We start from the raw sequence: 16037 nt of genomic DNA on the forward strand, positions 1-16037 counted from the left end.
GGGATGGGGTGAGCCTGCGAAACCCATGCGGTGGTGATGATGGGTATCGCTTCGCTCAACACCCTCCTACGACGGTGCTTCTCCTGCGAACAGCGGGGCTCAGCCGTAGCGCTTCTTCGCCTCGATGGCCAGGCCGCTGCCGATCCCGCCGAAGCGGTCGCCGTCGACGTGGTGGGCGTTGGGCAGCATCGCCGCCACGCTCTGGCGCAGCGCCGGCACGCCGCTGGAGCCACCGGTGAAGAACACCGTGTCGACCTTCGCCGGGTCGATGTCGGCGTCGTTCAGCAGTTGGCTGATGCCGGCGCGCACGCGCTCCAGTTGCAGGTCGATGGCGCTTTCGAACAGTTCGCGGGTCAGTTCGGCGACCAGGCCCGGCTCGACGCGCGCCAGGTCGATGTCGCGGCGCGGGCTGTCGCTCAGCTCGATCTTGCTGGCTTCCACCTGCATCGCCAGCCAGTGCCCGGCGCGCTGTTCGATGAGGCGGAACAGGCGGTCGATGCCGGTGCCGTCGACGATGTCGTAGCGCATGTTCTTCAGTGCCAGCTGCGACTTCTGCGCGTACACCGCGTTGATGGTGTGCCAGGTGGCCAGGTTCAGGTGGTAGCTGGTGGGCATCAGCGCGTCGGACTTCATCTTGCTGCCGTAGCCGAACAGCGGCATCACGCCCTGCAGGCTGAGCTGCTTGTCGAAGTCGGTGCCGCCGATGTGCACGCCGCCGGTGGCGAGGATGTCGTCCTGGCGCTCGGCCTGTTCGCGGCGCGCCGGCGACAGGCGCACCAGGGAGAAGTCCGAGGTACCGCCGCCGATGTCGACGATCAGCACCAGTTCCTCGCGCTCGACGCTGCGCTCGTAGTCGAAGGCCGCGGCCAGCGGTTCGAACTGGAAGGACACGTCCTTGAAGCCGAGCTTGTGCGCCACCGCCACCAGGGTGTCCTGGGCTTCGCGGTCGGCCTCGGGGTCGTCGTCGACGAAGAACACCGGGCGGCCCAGCACCACGGCTTCGAAGTCACGGCCGGCGGTTTCCTCGGCGCGTTTCTTGAGTTCGCCGATGAACAGCCCGAGCAGGTCCTTGAACGGCAGGGCGCTGCCCAGCACGGTGGTCTCGCTCTTGAGCAGGGGCGAGCCGAGCAGGCTTTTCAGCGAGCGCATCAGGCGCCCCTCGTAGCCTTCCAGGTATTCGTCGAGGGCCTGGCGGCCGTAGACCGGGCGGCGTTCCTCGGTGTTGAAGAAGACCACCGAGGGCAGGGTGATCTTGCCGTCTTCCAGTGCGATCAGCGGCTCGGTTCCGGGACGCCACCAGCCGACGGTGGAGTTGGAGGTGCCGAAGTCGATGCCCAGGGCGCGGGCTTCAGTGGAGTGCAGCATGGCGGAAAGGTCCGGGGAAAAAACGGCCGCGCAGTTTACGCGAGTGCCGGCGCCGATGCTCGGTTATCGGCTGGCGCGCCGCTGGACGGTGGACGTTATAGAGTGCTTGGGTAGGCCTTGTAGTTTTGCTACATTTGCAGTCCTGTAGTTTTCCTACAAGAGTTTGCAGATTCCGCAGAACCCCGTCTCCCACCTCCAGGTCGCAGTTGGAACCCGCCATGCACAGAGCCTCCCACCACGAGCTACGCCAGAGTTTCCGGGCGTTGCTGAACTCTTCCTCGTGCTACCACACCGCCTCGGTATTCGACCCGATGTCGGCGCGCATCGCCGGTGACCTCGGTTTCGAGGTCGGCATCCTGGGTGGTTCTGTAGCTTCGCTACAAGTGCTCGCGGCGCCCGACTTCGCCCTCATCACCCTCAGTGAATTCGTCGAACAGGCTACCCGCATCGGCCGCGTCGCGCGCCTGCCGGTGATCGCCGACGCAGACCACGGCTACGGCAACGCGCTGAACGTGATGCGCACCATCGTCGAGCTGGAGCGCGCCGGCGTGGCCGCGCTGACCATCGAGGACACCCTGCTGCCGGCGCAGTTCGGCCGCAAGTCCACCGACCTGATTCCGGTGGAGGAGGGCGTGGGCAAGATTCGCGCGGCGCTGGAGGCTAGGGTCGACCAGGAGATGGCGATCATCGCGCGGACCAACGCCGAGGTGCTCGAGGTGGATGACGTGATCCGCCGCACCCTGGCCTACCAGGCCGCCGGCGCCGACGCCATCTGCATGGTCGGCATCCGCGACTTCGAGCACCTGGAGCAGATCGCCCGGCACCTGAGCGTGCCGCTGATGCTGGTGTCCTACGGCAACCCTCAGCTGCGCGACGACCAGCGCCTGGCTCGGCTCGGCGTGCGCATCGTGGTCGACGGCCACGCCGCCTACTTCGCCGCGATCAAGGCCACCTACGACTGCCTGCGCGAGCAGCGCGGCGTCGACGCTTCCGACCTGACCGCCTCGGAGCTGGCGAAGAAATACACCCTGCCGGAGGAGTACCAGATCTTCGCCAGGGAATACATGGAAGTGAAGGAATAGGCGCGGCGCCTCGCCTCAGCCGTCGCCGAGCCGTTCCAGCAGGTGCTCGACCTGGGCGTTGAACGGGTAGAGCAGGGTGCCCGTCGGACGCTCGGTCAGCCGCAGGTAGCGCCAGCGCGCGCGCATCGCTTCGCCTTCCGGGGTCGACGGAAGGGCGGCGAATTGCGCTTCGAGGGTGTCGCGCACCCCGGCGATCCGCTCCTGCAGGCCGCCGACCTCTTCCCCCAGTAGCCGCCGGTTGGCGATCCGCGCCTGGAGCAGGGCCAGGCGCTGCAGATTGTCGGCCAGGCCGGCGGCACCGCCCGCCGCTGGGGTGTCGATGCGTAGCTCCTGCAGTAGCGCCGAGACTTCCAGTGCCTGGGCCAGCGCTTCGCGCAGGGCCCGGCCGCTGCTGATATAGCCGTCGGCCACCCGTCGCACGGTTTCTCCGTAGAGTTCCCAGACGTCGCGCAGGGTCGCGCTGTTGCCCTGCGCGTCGACCTGGGCCTGGAAACGCGCGTCGAGGTTTTCCAGGCGCAGCAGGAAGCGTTCGTCGCCGGTGGCGCTGTACAGCAGCAGGTAGCGCTGCGCGGCCTGCAGGGTGGTGTCGAAGGACGCGAACGCGGCGCCGGGCGCGATGACCGCGAGCAGAGGGATCAGCAGGGAGAGGATGAGTCGGCGCATGGGCGGTTCCTGACGATGGAGCCGCCCATTTTTTAGGCTGGGGAGTGAAGGCGCTGCCGGACCGTTCCGGGGGAGCGGTAGACCACTTCCGGGCCGTGGGTCAGGCGCCGCCCAACTGGCCGAGCATGGCCTCGATCTGTGCGTTGAACGGGTAGAGCAGCAGCTTGCCGTTGCTCTGGCTGATCTGCAGGTAGCGCCAGCGCTTGGCCAGGCTTTCCGACAGGGCCGGGTCGGTCTTGGCGAGCGCGTCGATACGCTGCTGGATGCGTGCGTCCAGGGCCTTGATGTCGCTGGCCTCGGCGTCGGCGCGGGTACCGTCGACCTTGCGCAGGTTGGCCTGGCGCGCGGTGAGCAGGGCGCGCTGGCGCAGGTCGTCGGCGAGGTCCGGGGTGGCCTGCGGGTGGGCCTTGAGGTAGGCGTCCAGGGGCTCGGCGAGCTTCAGGCTCTGGGCCATCTCGGCGTTCGCATCGAGCTTGCGCGCGGCGTGGTCGGCGAGCAGTTTCTGCCGGCCCTGCTGGTAGCCGGCCCAGAGCGCGCGCAGGGCGTCGGCGTCCTGGCGCTGGGCGAGAGAGGCTTCCAGGCGCTTGCCGGCGGCGTCGAGGCCGACGAGGAAGTGCTCGTCGCCGGTGGCGCTGTACAGCAGCAGGTAGCGGTTGGCATCGGTCAGGCTCGCTTCGCTGGCGGGTGCGCCGGCGGCGTGGGCCTGGGCGCCGAGCAGGGCGCAGAGGGCCAGCGGCAGCCAATGGCGGGAACGAGTGTGGCGGGTTCGCATCGGGAAACATCCATGGCGGAAAAAGCGCGCTATTGTTCTCGCTGCGCGACGCCTGGGGAAGGGGCTTTTCAGCGCACCCTTCGAGGTTTTCACGATTCGACGCGGGCGTGCGCCCCTTGCAATTGGCCGCCGGGGCGGCCATATCATCAGTCTGTACAGTTTTTGAGCGGAGGTTGCCATGGCCAGCGGTTGGGCGAACGACGGCGCCGTGCAGGAACAGATCGACAGCACCATCGAGGACGCCGTCGCCAGGGCGCGCAGCCAACTGCCCCAGGGCGAAAGCCTGGAGCGTTGCGAAGAGTGCGACGCGCCGATACCCGAGGCGCGACGCAAGGCCGTGCCCGGCGTGCGACTGTGCGTGAACTGCCAGGCCGCCCACGACCAGGAGCAGGCGGCCTTCGCCGGCTACAACCGGCGCGGCAGCAAGGACAGCCAGCTGCGCTGAGGCGCCCTAGAGCAACCGCGGCGGCTGCCCGGCGGCCTGGCGCTCGGCCTTCCACTCGTCGAGGCTGGGGGCGGCGAGGTCGCCGTCCAGGTGGTGGATGATCTCGAAGTAGTCCTGGCGCAGTGGATCCTTCAGTACCTCTTCGCGGGTTTTCACCCGTACCGCATAGATGCGCTGCACGTTCTGGTGGTCGAACGCGCGCCAGTACTGCTCGCCCTTGAGCAGGCTGTAGCGGTGGCCTTCCAGGGCGCTGATCAGCGCTTCGCTGCTCAGGCTGTTGGCGCGCCGCGCCGCCTGGGCCCACTGGTGGACGATGCTGTAGGCGGAGGCCGCGGCGCTGGAGGGGTACATCTCGTAGCGTTTCATGTAGTCGGCGACGAAGGCCTTGCCGTGGGCGCTGTTCTCCCGCTCCGGCACGTTCCAGGTCCAGGGCGCGCTGCCGAGCACACCCTGCATGACGCTGGGGCCGGCTTGCTCGATGACGTTCAGCGTCAGGTTGGGTGCGACTACCTGCATGCGCCGTGTCAGGCCGAGGTCGTGGGCCACCCGCATGGCGCGCACCAGGTCGCGGCCGAACAGCGACAGCACCAGGACCTGCGCATCGCTGGCGGCGGCCTGGGTCAGGGCGTCGCGGTAGGGCGCCAGGCCCACGGCCGGGAAGGGGATGCGCACGCCGACATGCCGGGCGCCGTCGGTGGTGCCCGTGGCTTGGCGCAGCGAGGCTTCGGTGGTGTGGCCCCAGGTGTAGTCGGAGGTGAGGTAGAAGTAGCGCTGGTTGGCGTGTTCCCGGGCCAGGTACTGGCCGAGCACGCGGGCGCTCATCCAGGCGCTGGTGCTTTCGCGGAACATGTAGCGGTGGCCGTCCTTGCCGGTGGTGTCGTTGGAGTAGGTGAGGGTGCCGAAGTACAGCAGGCCGCGCTGCGCGGCGCGCTTGCCGGCGGCGATGGCCACCGCGCTGGAGGAGCCGCCGAAGAGCATGCTGGCGCCCTCGTCGGCGAGCTTGTCGACGTTGGCCACCGCCTTGGCGGTGCGCGAGGCGCTGTCGAGGCTGGACAGCCGCAGCGGGCGGCCGAGCACGCCACCGGCGGCGTTGAGTTCGTCGATGGCCAGCAGCGCGCCGCGCATCTGGTCGAGGCCTTCCTTCTGGTAGCTGCCGGTGCGCGGGTAGTTCAGGCCCAGGGTGATGGGGTCGGCGGCGTGGGCGCAGAGGCTTAGCCCCAGCGCCAGGAGCAGGGCGGCGGTCAGTCGTTGCATGGGGAGTCCTTGTTGTTCTAGCGGGACGGGCACGTGGTCCGGCACAGGCTAGGAGGTGGACCCCGGGGGGAAATGTGGCGTGGTTGGGGGCGCCGGGTTCTTCCGAAATCGCCCCGGTATTTCCGGCATATTCCGCAGTCGCCCTTCGTAGGCGCGGGCCGCGCTCGCGATCGCGCGCATGGCGCGCTCCTGCAGGGGATGGGCCGGGCGTTTTGCGTAGCGGGCCATGCCCGCGATGACCCGCTCCGGGCCAGCGCGGCGAAGCTCAGAACAGGAAGTAACGCTGCGCCATCGGTAGCACCTCGGCCGGCTCGCACCACAGCAACTGGCCGTCGGCGCGCACCTGGTAGTTCTGCGGATCGACCTCGATGTGCGGCAGGTAGGCGTTGTGGATCAGGTCGGTCTTCTGCACCGTGCGGCAGCCCCGCACCACGCCGATGGCTTTCTGCAGCCCCAGGCGCGCGTGCAGCCCGTCATCCCAGGCGGCCTGGCTGAGGAAGGTCAGGCTGGTGGCGTGGCGGCTGCCGCCAAAGCTCGCGAACATCGGCCGGTAGTGCACTGGCTGCGGGGTGGGGATGGAGGCGTTGGCGTCGCCCATCAGGCTCGCGGCGATGGCGCCGCCCTTGAGGATCAGGGTTGGCTTCACGCCGAAGAAGGCCGGGCGCCAGAGCACCAGGTCGGCCAGCTTGCCCACTTCGATGCTGCCCACTTCGTGGCTGACGCCATGGGTGATCGCCGGGTTGATGGTGTACTTGGCGATGTAGCGTTTGGCGCGGAAGTTGTCGTTGCGCGCGCCATCGCCGGGCAGGCCGCCGCGCTGCTTCTTCATCTTGTCGGCGGTCTGCCAGGTTCGCGTGATGACTTCGCCGACGCGGCCCATGGCCTGGCTGTCGGAGCTGATCATGCTGAAGGCGCCGAGGTCGTGGAGGATGTCCTCGGCGGCGATGGTCTCGCGGCGGATGCGCGATTCGGCGAAGGCCACGTCCTCGGCGATGCTCGGGTCCAGGTGGTGGCAGACCATGAGCATGTCCAGGTGTTCGTCGATGGTGTTGCGGGTGAACGGCCGGGTCGGGTTGGTGGAGCTGGGCAGCACGTTGGCGAAGCCGCAGGCGCGGATGATGTCCGGCGCGTGGCCGCCGCCGGCGCCTTCGGTGTGGTAGGTGTGGATGGTGCGGCCCTTGAAGGCGGCCAGGGTGGTTTCGACGAAGCCGGATTCGTTGAGGGTGTCGGTGTGGATGGCCACCTGCACGTCGAAGCGGTCGGCTACGCCCAGGCAGTTGTCGATCGCCGCCGGGGTGGTGCCCCAGTCCTCGTGCAGCTTCAGGCCGATGGCGCCGGCGCGCACCTGTTCTTCCAGCGGCAGCGGCAGGCTGGCGTTGCCCTTGCCGGTGAAGCCGATGTTCATCGGGAAGGCGTCGGCGGCCTGGAGCATGCGTGCCATGTGCCAGGGCCCGGAGGTGCAGGTGGTGGCGTTGGTGCCGGTGGCCGGCCCGGTGCCGCCGCCGATCATGGTGGTGACTCCGCTCATCAGCGCTTCTTCGATCTGCTGCGGGCAGATGAAGTGGATGTGCGTGTCGATGCCGCCGGCGGTGAGGATCATGCCTTCGCCGGCGATGACTTCGGTACTGGCGCCCAGGGCGATGTTCACGCCCGGCTGGATGTCCGGGTTGCCGGCCTTGCCGATGGCCTTGATGCGGCCGTCCTTGAGGCCGACGTCGGCCTTGACGATGCCCCAGTGGTCGAGGATCAGCGCGTTGGTGATGACGGTGTCGACCACCTCGGCGGCCGGCAGCTGGCCCTGGCCCATGCCGTCGCGGATGACCTTGCCGCCGCCGAACTTCACTTCCTCGCCGTAGACGGTGAAGTCCTTCTCCACCTCGATCCACAGCTCGGTGTCGGCCAGGCGCACGCGGTCGCCGACGGTGGGGCCGAACATGTCGGCGTAGGCTTGGCGGGAAATCTTCATCGGGGCTCCTTGGCGGCCAGGGGTATTCGGTACTTTTCCTGAGCTTTCTGTTCGGGGCTGAACATGCCCTCTCCCTGAAGGGAGAGGGCGGGGGAGAGGGCGCTCTTGCTGGCGCGGATTTACAGCGCGCCCATCACCCGCCCGGCGAAGCCGAACACGCGGCGCTCGCCGGCCAGCTCCACCAGCTCCACCTCGCGGCTCTGCCCCGGCTCGAAGCGCACCGCGGTGCCGGCCGGGATGTTCAGGCGCATGCCGCGCGCGGCGGCGCGGTCGAACAGCAGGGCGTCGTTGGTCTCGAAGAAGTGGTAGTGCGAGCCGACCTGGATCGGCCGGTCGCCGCTGTTGGCCACCGCGAGGCTGAGGGTGCGGCGGCCGGCGTTGAGTTCGATCTCGCCGGGCTGGATGTCGTATTCGCCAGGGATCATGGGGCGCTCCGTGGGTCGAGGGTCAATTGCATGAAGGTCAGGTCGAGCCAGCGGCCGAACTTCTGGCCCACCTGCGGCATCTGCCCGGTGGTGGCGAAGCCGAGGCGTTCGTGCAGGCGGATCGAGGCGGCGTTGCCGCTTTCGATGGCCGCCACCATCACGTGCAGGCCCTGGGCGCGGGCGCGCTCGATCAGCGCCTGCATCAGCTGCGGGCCGACGCCTTTGCCGCGCTGGTCGGCGCGCACGTACACCGAATGCTCGACGGTTTCGCGGAAGCCGTCGAAGGCGCGCCAGGGGCCGTAGCTGGCGTAGCCCAGCACTTCGCCGGCGTCTTCCGCGACCAGCACCGGGAAGCCCTGCTGGGCGCGCAGTTCCAGCCAGGCGCGACGGTTGTCGAGGTCGATGGCGATCTCGTTCCAGATGGCGGTGGTGTTGAGCACGGCGTCGTTGTAGATGTCGCGCAGAGGGCCGAGGTCGGCTGGGCTGGCGTCGCGGATGTGCATGGTGGCTTCCCTATGTCAGAAATCGCTCAAGGCCGTAGCGAGCGCAGTGCAGGCGAGGCGCTCGTCGACGAGGTCGCGGAGTTTACGACTGTAAATGAGCAGACCGAGTCGACGAGCAACGCGGCCTGCGCAAGCGCAGTAGGCATTGAGCGATTTCTCAAGCGATGGGCTGGTGAACGGTGACTAACTTGGTGCCGTCGGGGAAGGTGGCTTCCACCTGGATCTCGGCGATCATTTCCGGCACGCCTTCCATCACCTGTTCGCGGCTGAGCAGGGTGGTGCCGTAGTGCATCAGTTCGGCCACGCTGCGGCCGTCGCGGGCGCCTTCGAGCAGCGCGGCGGAGATCAGCGCCACGGCCTCCGGGTAGTTCAGCTGCAGGCCGCGGGCGAGGCGGCGCTCGGCCACCAGGCCGGCGGTGAAGATCAGCAGCTTGTCTTTCTCGCGTGGAGTGAGGTCCATCAGGTGCTCCAGATTCTCGGGGGGACGGCCTCGCGGCCGAGCAGCGCGGGCCGCAGCGCGCGCCACAGTTCGATGAGCCAGGCGCGCGCGTGCAGCGCTTCGCCGGCCAGGCAGCGGGCGACCAGCAGGCCGGGCAGCTGGGTGAGGTTGCCGCGCCCCAGGCAGGGTAGCGCGCGGCAGGCCTGGAGCAACTGCGCGTCGATCTGCCCGCTGGCGATCAGGGTGGCCATGACCGGTTGCCCGGCCAGGCCGATGGGCGAGTCGAGCAGGCGGTCGCCGCCGTCGATGCGCTGGCGTTCGTGCCACAGGCGGCGGCCGTCGCGGCGGATGTCGAGGGTCGCGGCGAAGCGGCCCTGGTCGAAGCGCTCGCCGGCGGCGGGGCGGCCGAGGGCGACCACGTCCCAGTAGAACAGGCGGGCGTCGCAGGCGAGGTCGATCTCGCCGTGCAGTTCGGCCTGCGCGCCGGCGTAGACGATGGTTTCCTGCGGCAGCCATTCCAGGGTGGCACCGGGCTCGACGCGCAGGCGCAGGCGCTGCCGCGCCGGGGTGGCGGCGCGGTACCACTTGGCCGCGCCGGGGCTGGTGAGCTGCGCCCAGGCGCCGGGGCCGGCGTGGATGTCGAGGTCGAGGGTGTCGCCGCCGGCGATGCCGCCGGGCGGGTGCACGACGATGTGCTGGCAGACTTCCGGGCCCTCTGCGTAGAGGTGCTTCTGCACGCGCAGCGGGCCCAGGTGGCGCCGCGTCACTGGCCGCGTACCGGCGCCGAGGCGGGCGTAGGCCAGCTCCAGCTCGGCGTGCCAGGCGGGGTGGAAGAGGGCGGCGGGTGCGTTCATCGAAACTCGGTTCTGTGGCGGTTGCCCTTGCCAGAGCAATTGGCGTGCCTTCTGCGCCAGGATAGTGCGTGGCCGCCACGAGGCCTGGCGTGGCGGGTTTCGCGGGTTGTCCGATCGGTCAGGTATGGGCGCGATTGCGGTGCGTAGCGCATCGGCTCGCACCAATGCGGTGCATGGATTGTAGGAGCGAGCTTGCTCGCGAACAGCCCTGCAGCGAAGCCGTTCGCGAGCAAGGGCTAGGCGCCCCCCCTCGCTCCTACGAAAAGCGAAAAGCCGAGGGTTCAGATGGTGACCAGGCCGCGCACGCCTTGGCTTTCCATGTCCGCGCCGCGGCCCTGCTGGACGATCTCGCCGCGCGCCATCACCAGGTACTGATCGGCCAGTTCGGCGGCGAAGTCGTAGAACTGCTCCACCAACAGGATGGCCATGTCGCCGCGCTCGGCGAGTTTGCGGATCACCGCGCCGATCTCCTTGATCACCGAGGGCTGGATGCCTTCGGTGGGCTCGTCGAGGATCAGCAGGCGCGGGCGGCTGGCCAGGGCGCGGCCGATGGCCAGCTGTTGCTGCTGGCCGCCGGAGAGGTCGCCGCCGCGGCGTTGCTTCATCTCGCGCAGCACCGGGAACAGCTCGTAGATGAACTCGGGCACTGCCTTGGCTTCCTTGGCGCCGAAGCGCGAAAGGCCCATCAGCAGGTTTTCCTCCACGCTCAGGCGCGGGAAGATTTCGCGGCCCTGGGGCACGTAGGCGATGCCGGCGTGCACCCGCTGGTGCGGCTTGTAGCCGGTGATGGGCTTGCCTTCCCAGCTGACGCTGCCTTCGCGCGCCGGCACCAGGCCCATCAGGCAGCGCAGCAGGGTGGTCTTGCCGACGCCGTTGCGCCCGAGCAGGCAGGTGACCTCGCCGATCTTCACGTCGAACGACAGGCCACGGAGGATGTGGCTGCCGCCGTAGTACTGGTGGAGCTTGTCGACTTGCAGCATGGGCATTTCCTTTGAATCGAGCTGCGGCGGATAACGCTGCGCGTTATGCGCCCTACGGTTGGCTGCGGCGTAGGGCGAATGAAGCGGAACGCTTCATCCGCCATCGTTCTAACGGCCCAGATAGACCTCGATCACCTGCTCGTTGGCCTGCACTTCCTCCAGCGAGCCCTCGGCCAGCACGTGGCCCTGGTGCAGCACGCTGACGTGGTCGGCGATGCTGCCGACGAAGCCCATGTCGTGCTCCACCACCATCAGCGAGTGCTTGCCGGCAAGGGACTTGAACAGCTCGGCGGTGAACTCGGTCTCGGCGTCGGTCATGCCCGCCACCGGCTCGTCGAGCAGCAGCAGTTGCGGCTCCTGCACCAGCAGCATGCCGATCTCCAGGAACTGCTTCTGGCCGTGCGACAGCAGCCCGGCCGGGCGCCGCCGCGACTCGCCGAGGCGGATGGTGGCGAGCACTTCCTCGATGCGCTCCTTCTGCTCGCCGGTGAGCTTGGCGTGCAGGCTGGCCCATACCGACTTGTCGGCTTTCTGCGCCAGCTCCAGGTTCTCGAACACCGAGAGCGCCTCGAACACCGTGGGCTTCTGGAACTTGCGGCCGACGCCGGCCTGGGCGATCTCCACCTCGCTCATGCGGGTGAGGTCGTAGGTTTCGCCGAACCAGGCCTTGCCGCCGTCGGGGCGGGTCTTGCCGGTGATCACGTCCATCAGCGTGGTCTTGCCCGCGCCGTTGGGGCCGATGATGCAGCGCAGTTCGCCGACGCCGATGTACAGCGTGAGGTCGCGCAGGGCGCGGAAGCCGTCGAAGCTGACGTTGATGTCTTCCAGGGTAAGGATGGTGCCGTGGCGCACGTCCAGGCCGGCGCTTGCGCTGGCGCCCAGGCCGACGGCGTCGCGGCCGGTGCCGCTGGGGTCGAAGGCCGGTTCCAGCATCAGGTGGGGTACGGCTCTCATTGCGCTTTCTCCCGCTTGATCAGCCCGAGGATGCCCCGCGGCAGGTACAGGGTGACGACGATGAACAGGGCGCCGAGGAAGAACAGCCAGTACTCCGGGAAGGCCACGGTGAACCAGCTTTTCGCGCCGTTCACCACGCCGGCGCCGAGCAGCGGGCCGATCAGCGTGCCGCGCCCGCCGAGGGCGACCCAGACGGCGGCCTCGATGGAGTTGGTCGGCGACATCTCGCTGGGGTTGATGATGCCCACCAGCGGCACGAACAGGGCGCCGGCCAGGCCGCAGATGACCGCCGACAGGGTCCAGACGAAGAGCTTGTAGCCGCGCGGGTCGTAGCCGCAGAACATCAGGCGGTTCTCGGCGTCGCGCAGGGCGGTGAGCACCCGGCCGAACTTGCTCCGCGCCAGGGCGAAGCCCAGCGCCAGGCTGGCCGCCAGCAGCAGCACGATGGCCAGGAACAGCGCGGCGCGGGTGCCCGGCGCGGTGATCGGGAAGCCGAGGATGCTGCGGAAGTTGGTGAAGCCGTTGTTGCCGCCGAAGCCGGTCTCGTTGCGGAAGAACAGCAGCATGCCGGCGAAGGTCAGGGCCTGGGTCATGATCGAGAAGTACACGCCCCTGATCCGCGAGCGGAAGGCGAAGAAGCCGAACACCAGGGCCAGCAGCCCCGGCGCCAGCACCACCAGGCACAGCGCCCAGAGGAAGTGCTGGGTGCCGTACCAGTACCACGGCAGCTCGCTCCAGGAGAGGAAGGTCATGAACGCCGGCAGGCTGTCGCCCGAGGCTTCGCGCATCAGGTACATGCCCATGGCGTAGCCGCCCAGGGCGAAGAACAGCCCGTGGCCGAGGGACAGCAGGCCGGCGTAGCCCCAGACCAGGTCCAGGGCCAGCGCGACTATGGCGTAGCAGAGGATCTTGCCGGTCAGCGTCAGGCCGTAGGCCGACAGGTGCAGGGCGTTGCTCTCGGGCAGCAGGTGCAGCAGCGGCAGCGCGAGCAGCACGGCGAAGGCCAGGCCGGCGAGGCCGAGGCTGAGCTTCGGCCCGGCCTTCTGCGCGGCGCTGATGGTCAGTGGCTGGTTCAATCGATGACCCTCCCTTTCAGAGCGAAGAGCCCCTGCGGGCGTTTCTGGATGAACAGGATGATCAGCGCCAGGATCAGGATCTTGCCCAGCACCGCGCCGATCTGCGGTTCGAGGATCTTGTTCGCCACGCCCAGGCCGAAGGCGGCGCAGACGCTGCCGGCGAGCTGGCCGACGCCACCGAGCACCACCACCAGGAAGGAGTCGATGATGTAGCTCTGGCCGAGGTCCGGGCCGACGTTGCCGACCTGCGACAGGGCCACCCCGCCGAGCCCGGCGATGCCCGAGCCGAGGCCGAAGGCGAGCATGTCCACGCGCCCGGTGGGCACGCCGCAGCAGGCCGCCATGTTGCGGTTCTGGGTCACCGCGCGAACGTTCAGGCCCAGTCGCGTGCGGTTCAGCAGCAGCCAGGTGAGCGCCAGCACGAACAGGGCGAAGCCGATGATGACGATGCGGTTCCACGGCAGCACCAGGTTCGGCAGCACCTGGATGCCGCCGGACAGCCAGGCCGGGTTGGCCACCTCGACGTTCTGCGCGCCGAACAGCACGCGCACCAGCTGGATCAGCACCAGGCTGATGCCCCAGGTGGCCAGCAGGGTTTCCAGCGGGCGCCCGTAGAGGTGGCGGATCACCGTGCGTTCCAGGGCCATGCCGATCGCCGCGGTGACGCCGAAGGCCACCGGCAGCGCCAGCAGCGGGTAGTACTCCAGCAGGCCGGGGGCGAAGCGTTGCAGCAGCGTCTGCACCATGTAGGTGGAGTAGGCGCCGAGCATCAGCATCTCGCCGTGGGCCATGTTGATCACCCCGAGCAGGCCGTAGGTGATGGCCAGGCCGAGGGCCGCGAGCAGCAGGATGGAGCCCAGCGACAGGCCGCTGAAGGCCTGCCCGAGCAGGTCGCCGACCTGCAGCCGGCGCTTGACCTGGGCCAGGCTGGTGGCGGCGGCGGTGCGCACCTGTTCGTCGGCTTCCACGGCCGGGTCGAGCAGGTTCTGCAGGCGCGTCAGGGCCAGCGGGTCGCCGGATTCACCGAGCAGGCGCACGGCGGCCAGGCGCACCTGCGGGTCGGCGTCGGCCAGTTGCAGGTTGGCCAGGGCCAGCTGCAGGGCGGCCTTCACCTTGTCGTCGGTTTCGGCGCCGGCGCGCTGGGCGAGCAGCTCGCGCTGCGCCGGCTTGGCGCTCTTCTGCAGCTGCCGAGCGGCGTCCAGGCGCGCGGCCGGGTCCCTGGCGACCAGCTGGTGGCTGGCCAGCGCGGTGTTGAGCAGGCCGCGCAGGCGGTTGTTCAGGCGCAGCTTGTCGGGTTCGCCGGCGGCGGCGATGTCGCCTTCGGCGGGGTGGTATTGCTTGTCGTCGCCGAGGAGGAAGGCATGGTTCTGCGCGTCGACGGCGAAGCGGCCGGCCTGGAGCGCTTCGAGCAGCGTCAGGCGCTCGGCGTCCGGGGTCGTGGCCCATTGTTCGAGCAGTTTGCCGCGCGCTTCGTTGTCGGCGGCGGCGAAGTCCTGCGCCGGGCCGGCATGGGCGGGCAGGGCGAGGAGCGTGGCCAATGCGAGGGCGCAGGTTTGGAGCAGGCGGTAGAGGGCAGTGGGCATGGTGTGGTTCCTGAGAGGCTGGCGCTTGGGCTAGAACACCCTCTCCCCAGCCCTCTCCCTGAAGGGAGAGGGGGCCGTACGGCATGCGACTGGGAGCATGGAGCTCACTGTCGCGCGTGAGGTTGGCGTGGCGTCCCCTCTCCTGGGGAGAGGGGCTCTGGCGAGCGCCGACTCAGTTGCTCTTCACCGCATAGTCCGGCTTCTTGTCGTTGCCCGGGATGAACGGGCTCCAGGGCTGGGCGCGGATCGGTTCGGGGGTCTTCCAGACCACGTTGAACTGCCCGTCGTCCTGGATTTCGCCGATCATCACCGGCTTGTGCAGGTGGTGGTTGGTCTTGTCCATGGTCAGGGTGAAGCCCGAGGGCGCCTTGAAGGTCTGCCCGCCCATGGCCTCGCGGACCTTGTCGACGTCGGTGCTGCCGGCCTTCTGCGCGGCCTGCGCCCACATGTGGATGCCGACGTAGGTGGCTTCCATCGGGTCGTTGGTCACGGCGGTGGAGTAGTTCGGCAGGTTCTTCGCCTTGGCGTAGGCCTTCCAGGCAGCGACGAACTTCTCGTTCTCCGGGTTCTTCACCGACTCGAAGTAGTTCCACGCCGCGAGGTTGCCCACCAGCGGCTTGGTGTCGATGCCGCGCAGCTCTTCCTCGCCGACCGAGAAGGCCACCACCGGCACTTCGGTGGCTTCCAGGCCCTGGTTGGCCAGTTCCTTGTAGAAGGGCACGTTGGAGTCGCCGTTGACGGTGGAGATCACCGCGGTCTTGCCGCCGGCGGAGAATTTCTTGATGTCGGCGACGATGGTCTGGTAATCGCTGTGGCCGAACGGCGTGTAGACCTCCTGGATGTCCTTGTCCTGCACGCCCTTGCTGTGCAGGAAGGCGCGGAGGATCTTGTTGGTGGTGCGCGGGTAGACGTAGTCGGTGCCGAGCAGGAAGAAGCGCTTGGCCGCGCCGCCGTCCTCGCTCATCAGGTATTCCACTGCCGGGATCGCCTGCTGGTTCGGCGCCGCGCCGGTGTAGAAGACGTTCGGCGACATTTCCTCGCCCTCGTACTGCACCGGGTAGAACAGCAGGCCGTTGAGCTCCTCGAACACCGGCAGCACGGATTTGCGCGAGACGCTGGTCCAGCAGCCGAACACCACCGCGACCTTGTCCTGGGTCAGCAGCTGGCGCGCCTTCTCGGCGAACAGCGGCCAGTTCGAGGCCGGGTCGACCACCACCGCTTCGAGCTTCTTGCCGTTCACCCCGCCCTTGGCGTTGATCTCGTCGATGGTCATCAGCGCCATGTCCTTGAGCGAGGTCTCGGAGATGGCCATGGTGCCGGACAGCGAGTGCAGGATGCCGACCTTGATGGTCTCGGCGGCCTGGGCGGCGAAGGGGAACAGGCCGGTGAGCAGCAGCGCGCTCACCGCCAGGGTGCTTTTCAACAGGGGACGACGTTTCATCGCGGCAGCCTCCTTGGCTTCCTGGACCGGGGAGGGTGCCGGGCGGATCATGGGCCGTCGCCTGTGCAGCCTCCCGATATGGGTAGGGGACCCCTGCGGGTCGGGAGGGCTATCGCAGCATCCGTGCCAAGCAGCGCAAAGTCTCGCCGTAGAAGGCTCGCGCGGGATTTTTTGCCGGTTTGGTCAGGCTTTTTGGTGCACCAGGAGCGTGCATTCCAGGGATTCGCACGCGCGG

The 16037-nt window shown here is 68.6% G+C and carries 16 protein-coding genes; 2 read left to right on the top strand and 14 right to left on the bottom strand.

Going from position 1 to position 16037, the window contains the following annotated elements; genetic code table 11:
* Positions 1–99 precede the first annotated feature (99 nt).
* Entirely contained in the window at positions 100–1365 is a 1266-nt protein-coding gene (locus P3W75_RS23160) for an Hsp70 family protein (protein WP_276229653.1), read from the bottom strand.
* 218 nt (positions 1366–1583) lie between these two features.
* Here P3W75_RS23160 and P3W75_RS23165 point away from each other — a divergent pair, with 218 nt between their 5' ends.
* Positions 1584–2447 (top strand): isocitrate lyase/PEP mutase family protein, encoded by an 864-nt coding sequence (locus tag P3W75_RS23165; protein WP_276229654.1) that lies wholly within the window; start codon positions 1584–1586, stop codon positions 2445–2447.
* A 15-nt stretch (positions 2448–2462) separates the two neighbouring features.
* Here the strand turns inward: P3W75_RS23165 and P3W75_RS23170 are convergent, their stop codons facing one another.
* Both P3W75_RS23170 and P3W75_RS23175 read right to left on the bottom strand, forming a co-directional pair.
* Positions 2463–3110, bottom strand: a complete 648-nt coding sequence (locus tag P3W75_RS23170; protein WP_276229655.1) for a hypothetical protein — start codon at positions 3108–3110, stop codon at positions 2463–2465.
* A 100-nt stretch (positions 3111–3210) separates the two neighbouring features.
* Positions 3211–3882 (bottom strand): hypothetical protein, encoded by a 672-nt coding sequence (locus P3W75_RS23175; protein ID WP_276229656.1) that lies wholly within the window; start codon positions 3880–3882, stop codon positions 3211–3213.
* A 178-nt stretch (positions 3883–4060) separates the two neighbouring features.
* On the opposite strand from P3W75_RS23175, the gene P3W75_RS23180 reads away from it, so the two are divergent.
* A complete protein-coding gene (locus P3W75_RS23180) occupies positions 4061–4327 on the top strand; it encodes a DksA/TraR family C4-type zinc finger protein (protein ID WP_276229657.1) in 267 nt (88 codons plus the stop codon).
* Between the two features lie 6 nt (positions 4328–4333).
* Here the strand turns inward: P3W75_RS23180 and P3W75_RS23185 are convergent, their stop codons facing one another.
* The 11 genes from P3W75_RS23185 to urtA all read right to left on the bottom strand — a co-directional run bounded on the left by P3W75_RS23185 (position 4334) and on the right by urtA (position 15802).
* A complete protein-coding gene (locus P3W75_RS23185; protein WP_276229658.1) occupies positions 4334–5581 on the bottom strand; it encodes an ABC transporter substrate-binding protein in 1248 nt (415 codons plus the stop codon).
* A gap of 265 nt (positions 5582–5846) precedes the next feature.
* A complete protein-coding gene (ureC, locus tag P3W75_RS23190; RefSeq protein WP_276229659.1) occupies positions 5847–7547 on the bottom strand; it encodes an urease subunit alpha in 1701 nt (566 codons plus the stop codon).
* A 119-nt stretch (positions 7548–7666) separates the two neighbouring features.
* On the bottom strand, positions 7667–7972 hold the full coding sequence (locus P3W75_RS23195) for an urease subunit beta (protein WP_276229660.1): 306 nt from the start codon (positions 7970–7972) through the stop codon (positions 7667–7669).
* Complete coding sequence (locus P3W75_RS23200) at positions 7969–8475, bottom strand: GNAT family N-acetyltransferase (protein ID WP_276229661.1); 507 nt, start codon at positions 8473–8475, stop codon at positions 7969–7971. The genes P3W75_RS23195 and P3W75_RS23200 overlap by 4 nt, the downstream gene beginning before the upstream one ends.
* A gap of 157 nt (positions 8476–8632) precedes the next feature.
* Positions 8633–8935: an urease subunit gamma gene (locus P3W75_RS23205; RefSeq protein WP_276229662.1), complete on the bottom strand. Its 303-nt coding sequence runs from the start codon at positions 8933–8935 to the stop codon at positions 8633–8635.
* Entirely contained in the window at positions 8935–9768 is an 834-nt protein-coding gene (locus tag P3W75_RS23210) for an urease accessory protein UreD (protein ID WP_276229663.1), read from the bottom strand. The genes P3W75_RS23205 and P3W75_RS23210 overlap by 1 nt, the downstream gene beginning before the upstream one ends.
* Before the next feature lie 281 nt (positions 9769–10049).
* Complete coding sequence (gene urtE / locus P3W75_RS23215) at positions 10050–10748, bottom strand: urea ABC transporter ATP-binding subunit UrtE (protein ID WP_276229664.1); 699 nt, start codon at positions 10746–10748, stop codon at positions 10050–10052.
* Between the two features lie 108 nt (positions 10749–10856).
* Positions 10857–11702 carry an urea ABC transporter ATP-binding protein UrtD gene (urtD, locus tag P3W75_RS23220; RefSeq protein ID WP_276229665.1) on the bottom strand — a complete coding sequence of 282 codons (846 nt, stop codon included), beginning with the start codon at positions 11700–11702 and terminating at the stop codon, positions 10857–10859.
* Positions 11699–12778 carry an urea ABC transporter permease subunit UrtC gene (urtC, locus tag P3W75_RS23225; RefSeq protein ID WP_276229666.1) on the bottom strand — a complete coding sequence of 360 codons (1080 nt, stop codon included), beginning with the start codon at positions 12776–12778 and terminating at the stop codon, positions 11699–11701. The genes urtD and urtC overlap by 4 nt, the downstream gene beginning before the upstream one ends.
* Entirely contained in the window at positions 12775–14361 is a 1587-nt protein-coding gene (urtB, locus tag P3W75_RS23230; protein WP_276229667.1) for an urea ABC transporter permease subunit UrtB, read from the bottom strand. The genes urtC and urtB overlap by 4 nt, the downstream gene beginning before the upstream one ends.
* 172 nt (positions 14362–14533) lie before the next feature.
* Positions 14534–15802 (bottom strand): urea ABC transporter substrate-binding protein, encoded by a 1269-nt coding sequence (urtA, locus tag P3W75_RS23235; protein ID WP_276229668.1) that lies wholly within the window; start codon positions 15800–15802, stop codon positions 14534–14536.
* Positions 15803–16037 lie beyond the last annotated feature (235 nt).

This window comes from Pseudomonas citronellolis (assembly GCF_029335315.1).
Lineage (GTDB): Bacteria > Pseudomonadota > Gammaproteobacteria > Pseudomonadales > Pseudomonadaceae > Pseudomonas > Pseudomonas citronellolis_A.

Bases quoted from the DNA above. Each gene is read 5' to 3' on its own strand.
- P3W75_RS23160 (WP_276229653.1), bottom strand. From the start codon at position 1,365: ATGCTGCACTCCACTGAAGCCCGCGCCCTGGGCATCGACTTCGGCACC.
- P3W75_RS23165 (WP_276229654.1), top strand. From the start codon at position 1,584: ATGCACAGAGCCTCCCACCACGAGCTACGCCAGAGTTTCCGGGCGTTG.
- P3W75_RS23170 (WP_276229655.1), bottom strand. From the start codon at position 3,110: ATGCGCCGACTCATCCTCTCCCTGCTGATCCCTCTGCTCGCGGTCATC.
- P3W75_RS23175 (WP_276229656.1), bottom strand. From the start codon at position 3,882: ATGCGAACCCGCCACACTCGTTCCCGCCATTGGCTGCCGCTGGCCCTC.
- P3W75_RS23180 (WP_276229657.1), top strand. From the start codon at position 4,061: ATGGCCAGCGGTTGGGCGAACGACGGCGCCGTGCAGGAACAGATCGAC.
- P3W75_RS23185 (WP_276229658.1), bottom strand. From the start codon at position 5,581: ATGCAACGACTGACCGCCGCCCTGCTCCTGGCGCTGGGGCTAAGCCTC.
- ureC (WP_276229659.1), bottom strand. From the start codon at position 7,547: ATGAAGATTTCCCGCCAAGCCTACGCCGACATGTTCGGCCCCACCGTC.
- P3W75_RS23195 (WP_276229660.1), bottom strand. From the start codon at position 7,972: ATGATCCCTGGCGAATACGACATCCAGCCCGGCGAGATCGAACTCAAC.
- P3W75_RS23200 (WP_276229661.1), bottom strand. From the start codon at position 8,475: ATGCACATCCGCGACGCCAGCCCAGCCGACCTCGGCCCTCTGCGCGAC.
- P3W75_RS23205 (WP_276229662.1), bottom strand. From the start codon at position 8,935: ATGGACCTCACTCCACGCGAGAAAGACAAGCTGCTGATCTTCACCGCC.
- P3W75_RS23210 (WP_276229663.1), bottom strand. From the start codon at position 9,768: ATGAACGCACCCGCCGCCCTCTTCCACCCCGCCTGGCACGCCGAGCTG.
- urtE (WP_276229664.1), bottom strand. From the start codon at position 10,748: ATGCTGCAAGTCGACAAGCTCCACCAGTACTACGGCGGCAGCCACATC.
- urtD (WP_276229665.1), bottom strand. From the start codon at position 11,702: ATGAGAGCCGTACCCCACCTGATGCTGGAACCGGCCTTCGACCCCAGC.
- urtB (WP_276229667.1), bottom strand. From the start codon at position 14,361: ATGCCCACTGCCCTCTACCGCCTGCTCCAAACCTGCGCCCTCGCATTG.
- urtA (WP_276229668.1), bottom strand. From the start codon at position 15,802: ATGAAACGTCGTCCCCTGTTGAAAAGCACCCTGGCGGTGAGCGCGCTG.